The organism is Halorubrum sp. CGM4_25_10-8A, assembly GCF_005435025.1.
GTDB lineage: Archaea > Halobacteriota > Halobacteria > Halobacteriales > Haloferacaceae > Halorubrum > Halorubrum ezzemoulense.
Window position 1 is genome coordinate 185,651 of the sequence record NZ_SGTX01000003.1, and the last position, 15,503, is coordinate 201,153.

Annotated in this window: 13 protein-coding genes and 1 pseudogene; 3 read left to right on the forward strand and 11 right to left on the reverse strand. The window is 71.8% G+C overall.

All coding sequences use genetic code 11. The annotated features are described in order from the left end of the window. Positions 1 to 36: 36 nt before the first annotated feature. Complete coding sequence (locus EXE52_RS05115; protein ID WP_089308313.1) at positions 37 to 2,478, forward strand: cation-translocating P-type ATPase; 2,442 nt, start codon at positions 37 to 39, stop codon at positions 2,476 to 2,478. A 17-nt stretch (positions 2,479 to 2,495) separates the two neighbouring features. Here the strand turns inward: EXE52_RS05115 and EXE52_RS05120 are convergent, their stop codons facing one another. The 5 genes from EXE52_RS05120 to EXE52_RS05140 form a co-directional block, all read right to left on the reverse strand. Continuing rightward, positions 2,496 to 3,050 carry a hypothetical protein gene (locus EXE52_RS05120; RefSeq protein WP_049930375.1) on the reverse strand — a complete coding sequence of 185 codons (555 nt, stop codon included), beginning with the start codon at positions 3,048 to 3,050 and terminating at the stop codon, positions 2,496 to 2,498. 114 nt (positions 3,051 to 3,164) lie between these two features. After that, a complete protein-coding gene (locus EXE52_RS05125; protein WP_049930374.1) occupies positions 3,165 to 3,407 on the reverse strand; it encodes a SelT/SelW/SelH family protein in 243 nt (80 codons plus the stop codon). Between the two features lie 78 nt (positions 3,408 to 3,485). Next, complete coding sequence (locus tag EXE52_RS05130) at positions 3,486 to 4,889, reverse strand: heme o synthase (RefSeq protein WP_049930373.1); 1,404 nt, start codon at positions 4,887 to 4,889, stop codon at positions 3,486 to 3,488. Positions 4,890 to 4,994: 105 nt separating this feature from the next. Continuing rightward, positions 4,995 to 5,447, reverse strand: coding sequence for an adenylyltransferase/cytidyltransferase family protein (locus EXE52_RS05135; RefSeq protein WP_049930683.1), 453 nt, complete (start codon positions 5,445 to 5,447; stop codon positions 4,995 to 4,997). Then, positions 5,444 to 5,959 carry a Mov34/MPN/PAD-1 family protein gene (locus EXE52_RS05140; protein WP_049930371.1) on the reverse strand — a complete coding sequence of 172 codons (516 nt, stop codon included), beginning with the start codon at positions 5,957 to 5,959 and terminating at the stop codon, positions 5,444 to 5,446. The genes EXE52_RS05135 and EXE52_RS05140 overlap by 4 nt, the downstream gene beginning before the upstream one ends. A gap of 116 nt (positions 5,960 to 6,075) precedes the next feature. Here EXE52_RS05140 and EXE52_RS05145 point away from each other — a divergent pair, with 116 nt between their 5' ends. Then, positions 6,076 to 8,022: a DHH family phosphoesterase gene (locus EXE52_RS05145; RefSeq protein WP_049930369.1), complete on the forward strand. Its 1,947-nt coding sequence runs from the start codon at positions 6,076 to 6,078 to the stop codon at positions 8,020 to 8,022. A gap of 36 nt (positions 8,023 to 8,058) precedes the next feature. Here the strand turns inward: EXE52_RS05145 and EXE52_RS05150 are convergent, their stop codons facing one another. The 4 genes from EXE52_RS05150 to EXE52_RS05165 form a co-directional block, all read right to left on the reverse strand. Continuing rightward, positions 8,059 to 9,828: a phospholipase D-like domain-containing protein gene (locus EXE52_RS05150; protein WP_089308314.1), complete on the reverse strand. Its 1,770-nt coding sequence runs from the start codon at positions 9,826 to 9,828 to the stop codon at positions 8,059 to 8,061. Positions 9,829 to 9,918: 90 nt separating this feature from the next. After that, complete coding sequence (locus tag EXE52_RS05155) at positions 9,919 to 11,313, reverse strand: HEAT repeat domain-containing protein (RefSeq protein WP_089308315.1); 1,395 nt, start codon at positions 11,311 to 11,313, stop codon at positions 9,919 to 9,921. Positions 11,314 to 11,539: 226 nt separating this feature from the next. Next, positions 11,540 to 12,091 (reverse strand): cysteine hydrolase family protein, encoded by a 552-nt coding sequence (locus EXE52_RS05160; protein WP_094494536.1) that lies wholly within the window; start codon positions 12,089 to 12,091, stop codon positions 11,540 to 11,542. Next, complete coding sequence (locus EXE52_RS05165; protein ID WP_086215835.1) at positions 12,084 to 12,956, reverse strand: YqcI/YcgG family protein; 873 nt, start codon at positions 12,954 to 12,956, stop codon at positions 12,084 to 12,086. The genes EXE52_RS05160 and EXE52_RS05165 overlap by 8 nt, the downstream gene beginning before the upstream one ends. A 109-nt stretch (positions 12,957 to 13,065) precedes the next feature. Here EXE52_RS05165 and EXE52_RS05170 point away from each other — a divergent pair, with 109 nt between their 5' ends. After that, a complete protein-coding gene (locus EXE52_RS05170; protein ID WP_137703499.1) occupies positions 13,066 to 13,500 on the forward strand; it encodes a DUF1810 domain-containing protein in 435 nt (144 codons plus the stop codon). A gap of 42 nt (positions 13,501 to 13,542) precedes the next feature. On the opposite strand, the gene EXE52_RS05175 is transcribed toward EXE52_RS05170, so the two are convergent. Next, positions 13,543 to 15,027, reverse strand: a complete 1,485-nt coding sequence (locus EXE52_RS05175; protein ID WP_049930359.1) for a sodium:solute symporter — start codon at positions 15,025 to 15,027, stop codon at positions 13,543 to 13,545. Positions 15,028 to 15,179: 152 nt separating this feature from the next. Then, a pseudogene (locus tag EXE52_RS05180) lies at positions 15,180 to 15,386 on the reverse strand (hypothetical protein); the annotation flags it as partial. Between the last annotated feature and the right edge of the window lie 117 nt (positions 15,387 to 15,503).

The following is a 15,503-nucleotide window of genomic DNA, read 5'->3' on the forward strand; positions in this document are numbered from 1 at the left end:
CCGCGGACCGCCCCACCGACCGCGAACGGACCACCAATGACAGGCTGTACGCTCTGTGACCTCCCGACTGGGGACGACCCGCACACCGCGCCCGACGTCGACGGCGAGTTCTGCTGCCGGGGCTGTCTGACCGTCGCGCGGTCGCTGGACGACGTCGAGGACCTCGACGACCTCGACGAGCAGCGGCCGGACGCGACGCCGGGCGACGAGTTCGACGGCGAGACGACGTTCCTCCACGTCGACGGGATGCACTGCGCCACCTGCGAGTCGTTCCTCGAGATGACGGCCGGCGAGCAGGAGGGGGTCGCGGCCGCCGAGGCGAGCTACGCCACGGACACGATCCGGGTCGACTACGACCCCGACGCCGTGAGCGCCGAGGAGCTTCCCGGGCAGCTCTCGGTCGCGGGCTACTCGGCGAGCGACCGTGCGGACCCGGACGCGGAGGACAACGACGCAGTCGTGCGATTCCTGATCGGCGGCGGGTTCTTCGGCATGATGGCGATGCTGTGGTACGTCCTCTTCCTGTATCCGACCTACTTCGGGTACGAGCCGATACTCGACTTAGGCGGCGTCTCCGGGACGTACCTGTTCGCGCAGATCTGGGTGTTCGCCTCCATCGTCCTGTTTTACACCGGCTACCCGATCCTGCGGGGCGCGTACGTGAGCCTCCGGGCCCGGCAGCCGAACATGGACCTGTTGGTGTCGCTCGCGGCCGCGAGCTCGTACGTCTACAGCACGCTCGCGCTGTTCGTCGGCCGGACCGACCTCTACTTCGACGTGACCATCGCCGTCATCCTGGTCGTCACCGCCGGCAACCACTACGAGTCGATCATCAAGCGGCGGGCGACCGGCATGCTCGCCGACCTGACGACGACCGAGGACCGGACGGTGCGGACCGAGGCGGGCGAGACCGTCGCCGCCGACGCGGTCGACCCCGGCGACCGGCTGCTCGTGCGCCCCGGCGAGCGCGTGCCCTTCGACGGGACCGTCGCCGAGGGAACGGCCGCTGTCGACGAGGCGCTCGTCACCGGCGAGTCCCTCCCCGCCACGAAACGCGAGGGCGACGCGGTCCGGGGCGGGACCGTCGTCACCGACTCGCCGGTCGTCGTCAAGGTCGGCGAGGACGCGGCGAACACCCTTGACACCCTCGTGCGGCTGCTGTGGGAGATCCAGAGCTCGCGGTCCGGCGTCCAGCGGCTCGTCGACCGCTTGGCGACGGTGTTCGTCCCCCTCGTCGTCGCGGTCGCGACCGTCGGCGCCGCCGCGACGCTGGCGCTCGGGTCGGCGCCGATCGAGGCCGCGCTCGTCGGGCTGACGGTGCTCATCGTCTCGTGTCCGTGTGCGCTCGGCCTGGCGACGCCGCTCGCGGTCGCCGCCGGGATCCGCGACGCCGCGAACCGCGGCATCGTCGTCGTCTCCGACGCCGTCTTCGAGTCGGCGAGCGACGTCGACACCGTCGTCCTCGACAAGACCGGGACGCTCACCGACGGCGAGATGCGGCTGCTCGACGCGACGGCCGCGGCGGGGACGCCGGTCGACCGCGTGCGAGACCGCGCCGCCGCCGTCGAGCGCGCCTCGGTCCACCCGGTCGCCGAGGCGATCGTCTCCGGAGTGCTGGGGGACTCGGAGGGGCGAACTGTTGAGCGGCCGGCGACCGACGGCGGCGCGGCGACCGCGGCGGACTCGACCGCCGACGGCGTCGGCGAGACCGACGACGCGCCCGCCCCGAGCGGCCCGTCAGCGACGGACGTGGACGTCTTCGACCGCGGGGTCGCGGGGCGCGTCGACGGCGACGAGGTCGTCGTCGGCCACCCCGGCCTGTTCGACGAGCGCGGCTGGCCGATACCGGACACGCTCCGCGAGGCGGGAGCGACCGCCCGCGACCGCGGGAACGTGCCCGTCTACGTCGGCTGGGATGGTCGCGGCCGCGGCGTCCTGACGGTCGGCGACGAGGTGCGCGACGGGTGGGAGTCGGTGGTCGCCGACCTCGACGCGGACGGCCGTCGGGTGGTGGTGCTCACCGGCGACGCGCCCGCGGCCGCGAGGCGGTTCGCGGAGCACCCCGCGATCGACGAGGTGTTCGCCGAGGTGCCGCCGGAGGCGAAGGGCGAGACGGTCCGGCGGCTCGGCACCGACGGCTCGGTCGCGATGGTCGGCGACGGGAGCAACGACGCGCCGGCGCTCGCCGCGGCCGACCTCGGGGTCTCGATCGCCTCCGGCACCGACCTCGCCGCGGACGCGGCCGACGCCGTCCTCCTGGAGGACCGGCTCTCGGCGGTCCCCGAACTGTTCGCCGTCACGCGCGGGACGAACCGACGGCTGAAACAGAACCTCGGCTGGGCGTTCGTCTACAACGCGGTCGCGATCCCGTTGGCGTTATCCGGCGTCCTCAACCCGCTGCTGGCCGCGCTCGCGATGGCGTCGAGCAGCATCCTCGTCGTGACCAACTCCGCGCGTGCGGTGTTCGACCCCGACTGAGTCCGGCGTGGCCGGGGTCAGCTCTCCCCGTCTCCCGAGCCCGCGCTCCGATCGGCGCTCGCGGGGAGGAGGCGGCGCGCCAACGCCCCCAGGCGCTTGTACGCGAGGTTCACGTACAGTCCCGAGAGGAAGACGACGCCGGCGACGAGGGGCGCGTCGCCGGTCGTCCCGCCGAGAAGGATGTCGGAGAGCAGGTACACCCCGACGCCGAGCGGCAGGGCGGCCGGCAGCCGGAGGTTGTACCGGACGAGCGTGCCGACGGAGGCGTCGAACCGCTCGACGAGGGCGGTGAACACGAACCCCAGAGCGCCGAGCAGGCTGAACAGGGGGACGAACGGCGGAACGACTCCGGAACCGAGGCCGGCGAACCCGGGGAACGGGCCGTCGGTCACCAGCAGCGCCCCGGCGGCGAGGCCGACGGTGAGGAGCACGTCGGCGGCGATGACGCCGACGCCGAACCGCGACCGGTACCACGTCCGCGCGAGCCGCGACCGGTTCTCGGCGGCGGCGTCGACCGCCGGATCGCCGGGGGCGACCGCCTCGGTCCGGGTCCGTTCCGATGAGTCCGACATCGTCACCGAGATTTGTCGGCGAGTCGTAATTAGCTTGCGGCGTGAGAACAGTGATCAATGTAACCCGTCGAAGAGTCCTCCTCGGGCGTCTCCAGTCTGAGAACAGCCGAGTGACTACGCCGTCGCGCCGACGTGCGGCTTGACCGCGCGGACGATGGCGTCGACGTCGTACTCGTCTTCGGTCTTGTCGAAGACGACCTCGCCGTCAGCGCGGACGACGAACACGCCGTCGTCGCCGGTCACCAGAGCGACCTCGTCGACGCTCTCGCCGAACTGCTTGAGGATCGCCTCGGAGACGTCTCGGGCGCGGTTCAACATGCCACAGGGGACGCAGTACTCGACTTCAACGCGTGTCATGGCACAGCGTAGGACACGAACAGGATTAAAGGGACAGGTCCCGGTCGGTCGCGGCGCGCTCGCGACGATATCGCCGTGTCAGACCACCAGCGCGTCGAAGACGACGGCGAACAGCAACAGGCCGAGGTAGGCGTTCGAGGCGTGGAACGCGCGGAAGGCGGCCCCCTCGGTCTGCTCGTAGTGGAGCCGGACGACCATCCAGAGGAAGACCCCGCCGACGCCGACGCCGACGACCGCGTACAGCGCGCCGAGCGGGTCGGCGGCCGCGGCGAGCGCGACCGCGGCGACCAGCGTCGCGCCGAGGTACCAGAGGATGTGCCGACGCGTCGCGGTCTCCCCGCGGACGACGGGCATCATCGGGAAGCCGCCGCGCTCGTAGTCGTCCTTGTACGCCAGCGCGAGGTTGTAGAAGTGTGCGGGCGTCCACAGGAAGATGACCGCGGCGAGCAGCACCCCGCCGCCGCCGACCTCGCCCGTGACTGCGGCCCACCCGATGAGCGCCGGCAGCGCGCCGGCCGCGCCGCCGATGACGGTGTTTTGGACCGTGTTCGGTTTGAGGACGAGCGTGTAGACGACGCTGTAGAACAGTATCGCGACGAGCCCGAGCGCGGCCGTCAAGGAGTTCACCGTCCAGAACAGGCCGAGCGAGACGAGCGTCAGCAGACCGCCGAACGCGAGGGCGTGCGGAACGGGCACGAGGTCCGTCGCGAGCGGGCGGTCGCTGGTGCGTTGCATCCGCTTGTCCACGTCGCGTTCGAGGACGTGGTTGAACGTCCCGGAGGCGCCGATCGAGAGCGCACCGCCGGCGAGCGTCGCCGCCACGACGGGCGGCGTGAAACCGGAGCCGCCCGCCAGCGCCATCGCGGCCGCGGCGACGAGGCAGAGCAGCCACATCAGCCGCGGCTTCATCAGCCGGAAGTACGCGGTCGCGGTCGCCTTCAGCCGCGGGAGCGCCGCCGACGGGATGTCCGGTTCCGGGGCCTCCTCGACCGGCGGCAGGTCGTCGGTCCCGGGTTCGAACTCGTCGGGCGCGTCGTCCGGGTCGCCCGTCTCGGCCTCCAGCCACCAGGCGAGCGCGGCGAGGACGGCCCCGAAGATTCCGATACCGATCAGGAGGTGCGCGGAGCCGAGCGCGGCCGGGAGGTCGCCGAGCGCGACGAGCGCGCCAACGCCGGCCTGCGCGGGATAGACGACGAGCGCGACGGCGAGCGCGACCCTGACCCGGCGGTCGGCGCCGTCCCGCCACGCGAGCGCGGCGGAGAGCGCGACGAGGAGACCGACGACGGCGGCGAGGGCGCGGTGGCCGAGGGCGATCCACCCCTCGGTCGCCGTCGGGAGGGCGGCGCCGTTCCCGCAGGCCGGCCAGGCGCCGCAGGCGGTCGCCGCCTCGGTGAGCGAGGTGGTGGCGCCGACGACGACGAGCAGGTACACGCCCATCGCGGCCGCGGCCAACACCGCGGGGAATCTGTCTGGGAGCGTCACGTGGCGTGAATTACGAATCGGACCCATATATGTTCCGCGCTTCGACAAAACGGCGGCAAGCGGCGGGCGAAAACGCGGACCCGAGTGGATGGCGTCCGTCAGCGCTCAGTCCCGGTCCGCGTCCGCCTCGCCGCCGCGCTCTCGGAGGATCCGGTCGACGATGTCGCCGCTGGAGAGCAGTTCGTCCTCGTACTTCGGCTCGCGGCCGGACGCGCGCTCGACCCGGCAGTCGATACCCCGGTCCGCGAGCGCGTCGGCGATGTCGGCCTCGTCGTGGTGCTGGTCGAACCCCAACACGATCACGTCGGGGTCGAGCCGCTCGATGGGGACGAACACGTCCCCCGGATCGCCGAGGTGCGCCTCGTCGACCGCGTCGAGCGCCGCGACCATGTCGCGCCGTTGGCGGGCGCACAGCACCGGTGCGGGCTTGTGCGTGACGTTGGTCCGGCGGGCGACGATGGCGTGGAGCTCGTCGCCGCGGGCCGCGGCGTCCTCCAGGTAGTGGACGTGGCCGGGGTGGAGCAGGTCGAACGTCCCCTGCGCGACGACCCGCGTCATCGGAACCACGAGAGGAAGCCGCCGCGGTCGCGCTCGTCGAGCTCCCGGTCGATGTCCTCCTGGGTGAAATCGAAGAAGTGCTCGTCGGGCACCTCCACGTCGAGGACGTCGAGGGTGGTCTGTCGCCCCTCGTTGTCGAACGCCTTCCAGTCGCCCCAGCCGTAGGGGGCGCCGACGATGATGTGTACTTTCCCCTGCCCGAAGGTCGCGAGGTCGGCGTCGCTCGGCCGCAGCGCGCCGTTGGGGTGGGAGTGGACCGACCCGACCGCGCGCATGTCGTTCGGCTTCATGTGTGTCCGGACGCTGGCGCTCGTCGGGCTCGACTCCGTGCCCGGGATGACGAGCACGTCGGTGATCACCTGTCCGTCCCGGTCGAGATCGAGCTTCCGGGCGTCGTCCGCGCGGAGGAACCCCATGTACTCGTTGGGGTGCGTCTCCTCGCTCGCCTCGAGGACGAAATCCAGGGTCTCTCGGGCGATGCCGAGGAGCTCGTCCGAGCGGAACAGTCGCATAAGCGGGATAAGTCGCCGTCGCCTCATAGGGGTTCCGGACCGCGGAACGCGACGCGGACTCCCGGCCCGAGCCCCGAGAGAACAGGCTTAACACCGGCCGTTCCCGAAGGCTGCCCATGAGCGAAAACTTCGCCGGGGATTCCGGCACGCGGGGCGATTCGAGCCCCGAACCCGACGCCGACGCGGCGGAGGGGGCGGCCGACGACCGGCCGACCGTCTACGATCTGGCGCCGGACTGTACCCTCGAAGACGCCGCAGTCGACGAGCTGTACCACGCCGAAGTCAACGGCGTCGTCGACTACGGCGTGTTCGTCGACCTCTCCGACGCCGTGAGCGGGCTGGTCCACGAGTCGAACCTCGACGGCGACTACGCGGTCGGCGACCGGCTGATCGTCCGGCTCACCGAGGTCAAGGAGAACGGCGACGTGGCGTTCGACGACGTCGACCCCGACGACTACCGCACCGAGACGGTCGCCCACGAGCCGACGGTCTCTCGGGTCCGGGGCCTCACGCCGGGCGACGAGGTGACCGTCGAGGGCGAGGTCGTTCAGGCGAAACAGACGGGGGGTCCCACCGTCTTCGCCGTCGCGGACGCCTCCGGCGTCCTCTCCTGTGCCGCCTTCGAGTCCGCCGGGGTCCGGGCGTACCCCGAGGTCGAGGTCGGCGACATGGTCCACGTCTCGGGGGCGATCGAGAGCCGCGAGAACGCGCTCCAGTTGGAGGTCGACTCGCTGACGCGGCTCCCCGACGAGCGCGCCGCCGAAGCCCGCGATCGCTTCGAGGCGGCCCTCGACGAGCGCGCCGAGCCGGCCGACGTCGAGCCGCTCGTCGACTGGGAGGCGTTCGAGCCGATCCACGAGGACCTCCGCGAGCTCGCGCGGTTGCTCCGCCGGACGGTCCTCGCCGGCCGCCCGATCCGTGTCCGACACCACGCCGACGGCGACGGGATGTGCGCCGCGATCCCGGTACAGCTCGCCGTTGAGAACCTCATCGAGGAGGTCCACGGCGACCCCGACGCCGCCCGACACCTGTTCAAGCGGCTCCCGAGCAAGGCGCCCTACTACGAGATGGAGGACGTCACCCGCGACCTCAATTTCGCCTTGGAGGGCCGCGCGCGCCACGGGCAGAAGCTCCCCTTCCTCCTCATGCTCGACAACGGGTCGACAGAGGAGGACGTGCCGGCCTACGAGAACCTCGCGCACTACGACATCCCCATCGCGGCCGTCGATCACCACCACCCCGACCCCGAGGCGGTCGGGCCGCTGCTCGACGCCCACGTGAACCCCTACCTCCACGGCGAGGACTACCGGGTCACCACCGGGATGATGTGCGTCGAGCTCGCCCGGCTCGTCGACCCGTCGCTCACCGAGGAGCTCGAACACGTGCCGGCGGTTGCCGGCCTCTCCGACCGCTCGAAGGCGGAGGCGATGGACGACTACGTCGCGCTCGCCGAGGGCGCGGGGTACGACGAGTCCGACCTCCTCGACATCGGCGAGGCGCTCGACTACGCCGCCCACTGGCTCCGCTACTCCGAGGGGAAGACCCTGGTCAACGACGCGCTCAACGTCGGTTGCGACGACGAGGCGCGCCACGAGGAGCTCGTCGAGTTCCTCTCGGAGCGCGCCGAGCGCGACGTGGAGCGCCAGCTCGACGCCGTCGAGGACCACGTCGACCACGAGCGGCTCGCCTCCGGCGCGCACCTCTACCGGATCGACTTAGACGAGTACGCGCACCGATTCACCTACCCCGCGCCGGGCAAGACGACCGGCGAGCTCCACGACACGAGAGTGAAAGAGACCGGCGACCCCGTCATCACCATCGGCTACGGCCCCGACTTCTGCGTCCTCCGGTCCGACGGCGTCCGGCTCGACATCCCGAACATGGTGACCGAGCTGAACGAGGAACTCCCCGAGGCCGGCGTCTCCGGGGGCGGCCACCTCGTCGTCGGCTCGATCAAGTTCGTGAAGCGCCGCCGCAGCGAAGTGATCGAGACGCTGGTCGAGAAGATGGCGGGGGCGGAGATCGACGAGGCGCTCTCGTCGACGATCGCGCTCGACGACTGAGCCGACCGCCGCGGCCGTTCGCACCGACCTCGTTTCTCAGCCGAACGCGAGCTCCCGTCGAGCGACGGCGCCGGCTCCCGCGAGCGCGACGCCGAACCCGGCGACGAAGGCGATCGGAAGCTGGATTCCGCCGCCCCGCCAGTCGGCCGCGTACGCGCGAGCGTAGAAGTCGGCGACCGACTCGTTCTCGACCGCGAGCACCACCTCGCGGTTGTTTGTCTCCGCGCTCGGATTCCAGTTGAGGCTGCCGACGAGCGCCGTGTCGTCGACGACCAGCCCCTTCGCGTGGACCTTCTCGAACCGGCCGCGCGGCTCGGCGAGGTCGACGGCGATCGGCTCGTCCCTGAGCGACTCGGAGAGGTTCCGGTTCCCCTCCCGGTCGTACCACGCGTCCGAGAGCAGCAGGTGGACGTCGACCCCGCGGTCGGCTGCGCGTCGGAGCGCGCGGACGATCCGATCGTCGGGACCGCCGACCCGCGGCACGACCGCGAGCACCCGCTCGTCCGCGGCGTCGATCCGCGCGACGATCCGGTCGGCGGCGTTCCCCGGCGCGGTCAGGACGGTCACGTTCGCCGTGGCGGGCTTCGCGGGCGCGTCGAACCGCGTCGGGTACGAGCCGTTCACGCGCCCGCCGCCATGGAACTCGGTGTCGGCGCGGAAGGCGCGCCACGAGCGCGCGTCCCGCGCCCGGAAGTCCGCGGCGAACAGCGCGGCGAGGTCCTCCGCGACGAGCGCGTCGCGCTCGGTCCCGGGACCGCCCGCGTCCACGGTGTCGTCGCTTCCGACGACGACGCCCCAGCCGCGGTTGCTCCGCCCGCCCGTGCCGGACCGCTTCCAGTTCTCCGTGAGGACGACCGCGCGGTCGTCGGCGACCGCGTACTTCGGGTGGTGGAACCGGAACCGCTCGACCTCGCCGTCGAGGATCCGGACCTCGACGCCGGCGGCCGTCAACCGGTCGATCAGCTCCGCGCTCCGCGCCGGGAAACCGCCGACCGGCGACCCCTCCAGCAGCACGCGGACGCGGACGCCGCGGTCCGCGGCGGCGACGAGCGCGTCGGCGACCCGCTCCGAGGTCAGCGTGTAGCCGGCGACGAACAGGCGGTCCTCGGCGTCGCGGAGCGGCTCGACCGGCAGGCCGGGGCTGTCGGGGAGAACGAACGGCGTCACGGCGGCGTTCGCGGTCCGACGCGGCGACCGCCGTTCGTACCCGCGGGGTCGCCACTCCCCCCAGTCGGCGCGCCACCGGTGTCCCTCGGGCGCGCGGTCGTAGTCGACCGCGGCGACCGTCGTCCCGTTCCGGCGGAGCGCGATCCGGTCGCCCGACGCGGCGAGCGGGAAGTGGTCGTCGAGCGCGCGGAGCGTCGGGTCCCCGGTGCCGCCGTTGCCGGCGACCGCGGTCTCGTCGGCGAGCAGGGGCGTCGCGTTCGCGGGGTCCATCGAGAGGGCGACGACGCCGCTGGCGTTCGCCGGGACCTCCGCCTCGTGGTGTCCGTCGGCGAGCGACCAGTTCCCGCGCTCGGGGAGCCGGACGACGAGGTACTCGCCGCGGTTCTCCGCGGTCGTCGGGTTCGGGAACAGCTCGACGATCCGCGGCGTTGTGGACACGAGCGTCAGGTTCTCGGGGCTCTCGTTCGACGGTGCGGTGGCGGCGCCGCCGGGGTCGAGTCTGCCGACTCCCGGGCCGGTTCCGGCATCGCCAGCGACGGCGACCGGGACGACGGCCGCGGAGACGAGCAGTCCGAGCGCGACGACGGCGGCGACGCTCGCGGTCGAGTGGATCGGGACACGGAACGGAGCGGGTGACACGAGGGGAGTGCCCTCGGTATCGGTGAAAAGGGTCGGTCGAACGGCGGGCGGAGCGGGTCGGGTCAGGCGGTCCGCATCACGCGGGCCGCGTCAGGCGGTCGGCGCCGGTTCCGCCTCGTCGTCGAGCGCGTCCCGGGCCTTCTCGCCCTCGGTCGAGACGACGAAGGAGTGTTCGTCGGCGTACTCGGCGACCGCTTCGAGCGCCTCGCGGGTGCCGATCTGGCGGAGCGCCCAGCCGGCGGCCGCGCGGACGTCGTCGGACGGGTGCGCCTCGAGCGCGTCGGCGAGGGGGTCGACGGCGCGGGTGTCGCCGATCAGCCCGAGCGCGCGGGCGGCGTGGGGGCGGACGAGCTCGTCGGTGTCGCCGTCGGGGTCGAGCTGGTTCGCGAGCGGCTGGACCGCCTCGGACGCGCCGATTTCGCCGAGCGCCTTGAACACGACCTTCTGGAGCTGCGGGTTCGAGTCCTCGGGGACGTACTCGACGAGGGTGTCGGTCGCCTCTTCGGCCGCCATCGTCCCGAGGATCCGGATCGCGGGCTGGTCGCGCTTCTCGGCGCGGCCGAGGATCTCCTCGACCGACGCCTCGGTCTTGCCGCGCTTGCCCATCCGCTCGAACGCCTCCAGGCAGTGGCGCTCCATGAACTCGGACTGGAGCGAGTCGAGCGCGAGCAGGATCATGTCGACGTTGCCCCGCGCCTCGTGTTCCTTCAGCGCCGCCCACTCGACGGGGAAGTCCTTGTAGTGGCCGAGCACGTCGTAGTATCCCTGCGCACGGAGCTGCTCGTGGGTTTCGAGGTCGTCCCACTCCTCGGCGTCGTCGAGGCCGGCCTCCAGCTCGTCGGTCGCGTCCAGCAGCGCGGCGATGTCGTCGGCGTCGTCGTCCGCGTCGAGGTCGGCGTCAGTGACCGCGCCGGCGACCGCGTCGAGCGCCGCGACGAGCTGATCGACGGGGGCCGGCGCCGCGGCGTCGGCCGCCTCGCCTTCCGCGAGAAGCGCCTCGGGATCCTCGTCGGCGTCGCCGAGCGCGTCGTCGATCGCGTCGGCGGCCGCGTCGACGAACGACTCGACGGCGGCCGCGACGTCCTCGCGCCCGTCGTCGGTCCACTCCGTGTCTTCGACCGTCCCGGCGGCGGATTCGATCGCGTCGACGACGTCCTCCCCGTAGGGGCCGCGGGCGTCGTCCACGCCGTCGCGAAGCTCCGCGACGCGGTCTTCGAGGTCGCCGCGCGGGTCGTCCGCGTCCTCATCGTCCTCGTCCGGCTCGGGGAGGTCGGCCTCATCGATACCGGTCTCCGCGTCGGCTAAGAGCGCCTCAACGTCGTCGAGGTCGGCCTCCGTCTCGGCGGCCTCGAGGCGGTCGGCGATCTCGTCGAGGTACTCGGTGAGGGACTCCTCGGTCGCGTCGTCGGGGAGCGTCGGAGCGGCCGTCTCCGCCGGCTCGCCGTCGTCCGCGGCGTCGGCCGGGTCATCATCGCCGTTGCTCATATACCACGAACTCCGCGCGTAGTCCATTAAGAGGTTTCCCTTCGCGGGCGCCGGGCGGCCGCGTGCGGGGCACGGAGCGGCCGCGACCGGCGCGGCGTCCCTCCGTTCTCTGCTGTGCGGGTCGCGGTAGATCCCCGCGCTTGGTGGCTCCGTCGGAATACCGAATTCCTCGACGTTCGAGGTCGACCGCGACGCCGTCACCGACGGGCCGTACGGGCGGTTCTCCTCAGCGGTCGGCGAGCAGGTCGTCGCTCTCGACGACCGTCGCGAACTCGCCGTTCAGGTGCGCGAGCGCGACGCGGTGGGAGGTCTCCGGGTCGATCCGCTCCCCGTCGGGCGCTTCGCGGGCGTGCGTCGCGGTCGCGTCGGCGACCACGCGCACGTCGTAGCCTCGGTTCTCGGCCTCGCGCGTCGTCGTCGAGACGCAGTGGTCGGTGGTGAGTCCGCAGACGACGAGCGACTCGTACCCGGCCTCGCGGAGCCACTCGTCGAGCCCGGAGTCGAGGAACGCGCCGTTGACCGACTTCTCGAAGGTCGGCTCGCCCCCGGCGGGCGCCGTTTCCGGCTTCCACGCGAAGCCGGGGGCGTCCGGACGCAGCGGCGAGTCGGGTTCCGTCGAGGCGTGGCGGACGTGCGCGACCGGTCGGTTCGTCTCGCGCCAGCGGTCGAGGAGCGCGGCCGCGACCGCCTCGGCGTCGGGGTTGTTGCGCTCGCCCCACCCCGGCTCGTCGAACCCGACTTGGAAGTCGACGAGGAGGAGGACCGCGTCGTCAGTCATCGCCGAGTCCGGAACTGACGGGCGCGTCGGATTCGCTCCCGGTGTCGGCCGCGTCGAACGCCCGCCACGCGCCGGGTTCGAGCAGCGACTCGGACGCCTTGGGGTGTTCGCGCGTCGGGTCGAGCGGACAGGCGTCCGGGCTCGCGTCGTCGTCCTCGCGGAACAGGTACTGCTTCCACTCGCGGTCGCCCTCGGCGCCCCAGTCGCCGAGGTCGGCGTGGGGACAGACCCCGTCGTACTCCTCCATCCGGCCTCGGATCGTCTCGCGGGCGCGCTCGCCCGCCTCGGTGTCGGCGGTGATCCCCTCGAAGACGCTCCGGGGTTGGAAGGTGATCTCTAAGCCGACCGGCGAGTAGCGGCTCTTCCGGTCGTCGTAGAAGGGGGCGCGCGAGGTCGGGAACAGCGCCTCGCCGCCGAAGCAGAACTCCCACCGCGGGGTGTCGGGGTCGACCGGGATGTCGTCCGGCCACGGCTCCGGGTCGTGGACGTGGAGGAACTCCAGGACGTGCCAGAGCCGCTCGTGGTAGTGCGCCTCGCCGCGGTCGTCGTCGGGCGGCCTGAAGAACACCGCGAGCGGCGCGCGGTCGGCGTGGTCCGGGTACGTGTCGAGGTACTCTGAGAGGACATCGCGCAGCCGCAACAGCGCGGCCGGGTCCGTGGTCGACTCGCAGGCGGCGTACAACATGTCGCCCTCGCGCTCGACCTCGATCCCGAAGTAGCAGGGGAACGGGGACCCGTCGCGCTCGCCGAGCATCGACTCCCGGAAGGTCCGGTAGTGCTCCTGAAACCACGGCGACGCGTCGTCGAGCCGATCGTGGAGCGTCTCTTGGTCCAACAGCACGCCCTCGGTGCCGGGCTCGTTCATACGCGTTGTCGGGGCGAAGCGGTCTTTTGGCTTTCGCCGGGTTCGACGCGGCGGGAACGGGCACTGCCGGCCACTCTTATAAACAAGCGACGAGAACGTCCCCGAGGAGATGGCCGACCCGAACGACTCCCACGACCTCCGACGGTTCGTCGAGGCGCAGGCCGGCGTGATCGAGTCGGCCAAGCGGGAACTGCGCGCGGGACGGAAGCGGAGCCACTGGATGTGGTTCGTGTTCCCGCAGGTCGAGGGGTTGGGGACCAGTCGGAGGTCGCAGCGCTACGCGATCGGTTCCCGCGAGGAGGCGACCGCGTACCTCGCGCACCCGACGCTGGGGCCGCGGCTGCGGGAGTGTACGGCGATCGTCAACGGGCTGGAGGGGCGGTCGGCCCACGAGGTGTTCGGGTCGCCGGACGACCTGAAGTTCCGGTCGTCGATGACGCTGTTCGACGCGGTCGCGGACGGGGACGGTCCGTTCGGGACCGCGCTCGACCGGTACTACGACGGGCCCGATCCGAAGACGCTCCGGTTCCTGCGGAGCGAGTGAGACCGACGGCGGTCGAATCCCGACTGACGGGGATCGGCCGAGTCAGTCCCCGGCCACCGCGAACCGCGAGGCGTCGCCCTCCTCGGTCGGCGCCGTGAGCAGCGAGACCCCCACAGTGAGCGCGCCGGACAGCGCCATCAGCCCGAGCGCAACGTCCCAGCCGCCGAGGACCGTCTTCGGCAGGGTCGGGACGGCACCGACGACGGCGGACAGCACGACGAGCAGGTACGCCGCCTGGGGGACCGCGACGCCGGCGATCATCCCCGTGCGGGTCGTCCGCGGCCAGTAGAGCGCGCAGATCACGGGGAGCGCGAGCAGCGCGAACCCGGAGAACGCCGTGTCGCCGACCTCGATCAGCGTCCCCGGGCGGAACAGGCTCGCGGCGAACGCGAGCGTCGCGAACGCCGCCACGCCGATCCGCGCGATCCACGCCTCGCGTCGCTCGGAGGCGTCGGCGTCGACGAGCGGTCGGTACAGGTCGCGGGTGAAGTACGACGACCCCGAGAGCAGCATCGAGTCCGACGAGGACATCATCGCCGCCATCGCGCCCGCGACGACGAGCGCGGCGAACCACGCAGGGGTGTACTCGCCGAGCACGACCGGGAGCACGTTCGCATCCGTTGGCACCTCGACCGGCGTCCCGGCCGCCCACGCGCCGAGCATGAACGCGGGGAGGAACAGCAGCAGGACGAGGACGGGCCACAGCGCGAACGACCGCTTCAGCGTCGCGGCCGACTTCGCGACGAAGAAGCGCTGGTTGATCTGCGGGAACATCGTCACTCCGAACGCGATGGTGATCGCCGTGGAGACGATGAACTCCGGCGTGTACGCGCCGCCGCCGAAGCCCCCAAACTCGGGCCGGGCCGCCAGCATCCCCTCGGTCGCGGCGCCGACGCCGCCGAGCGCCGAGACGACCCACGCCGCGGCGACCCAGACGACGGAGAGCATGAACAGCCCCTGGAGCGTGTCGGTCCACGCCACGCCGCGGAGTCCGGCAACGGCGACGTAGAGGATCATGAACCCGGTGATGAGCGCCGCGCCGCCCCAGTACGGGACGACGCCGTCGGTGAGGCCGACGAGCGCCTCCCCGGCGCCCATCTGCTGGAGCATGACGTACGGGAACAGCCACAGGAGGCTGACGCCGGCGATCAGCGCGCGCAGCCCGGTCGAGCCGAAGCGGTCGCCGAGCATCTCGCCGAGCGTCACGTAGCCGTTACGAGCGCCGATCAGCCACTGCTTGTAGCCGATGACGTACCACAGCACCGCGAACAGGACGCCGTCTAAGGTCCCCATAACGATCAGCCACTCTGGGCCGGCGCGGTAGGCGAGGTTCGGCCCGCCGAAGAACGTGAACGCCGACAGCAGGGTGGCGAAGGTCGTGAAGAGCAGCACGAGCGTGCCGATCGACCGGTTCGCGAGGTAGTAGTCCTCGGCGGTCGTCTCCGAGACGCGGTACGCGACGAGGCCGAGCGCGAGCGCGACGACGAGGTAGCCGACGACGACGCCGAGCGAAAGGCCGAGCGTCACCGGCGGTCACCCCCGGTCGGCTCCGACGGGTCGCGGCTCGTCGCGCCGTCCACGGCGGCGGAATCTGTGGCCACGGTGTCGGCGGCCGCGGAATCTGTGGCCACGGTGTCGGCGGCCGCGGAATCTGCGGCCACGGCGTCGGTCCCCACCCGCCTGCCCATCCCGCGCTCCCACGCGCCGCTCCGGACGAACAGCGCGAACAGGCCCGCACACAGCCCGAGCCACGCCACGTGCCACCAGATCCACACCGGGAGCCCGGCGGCGACGCGGTCGACGCCCCACAGCGGCCACGGCACCGCGAACGCAACGAGTATCGCGAACGTCGGTATCCAAACGAGATCGCTCCGTAAGCGCGTCATGTACAATGAAACTACGACTATAAACACAAAGAGCTATCGAATAAGTTCGAACACACATATCGAAGAGAAATTTTCTTCGATAACTGTTGCCGGAGGGACGTGGCGATAGCTATTTTC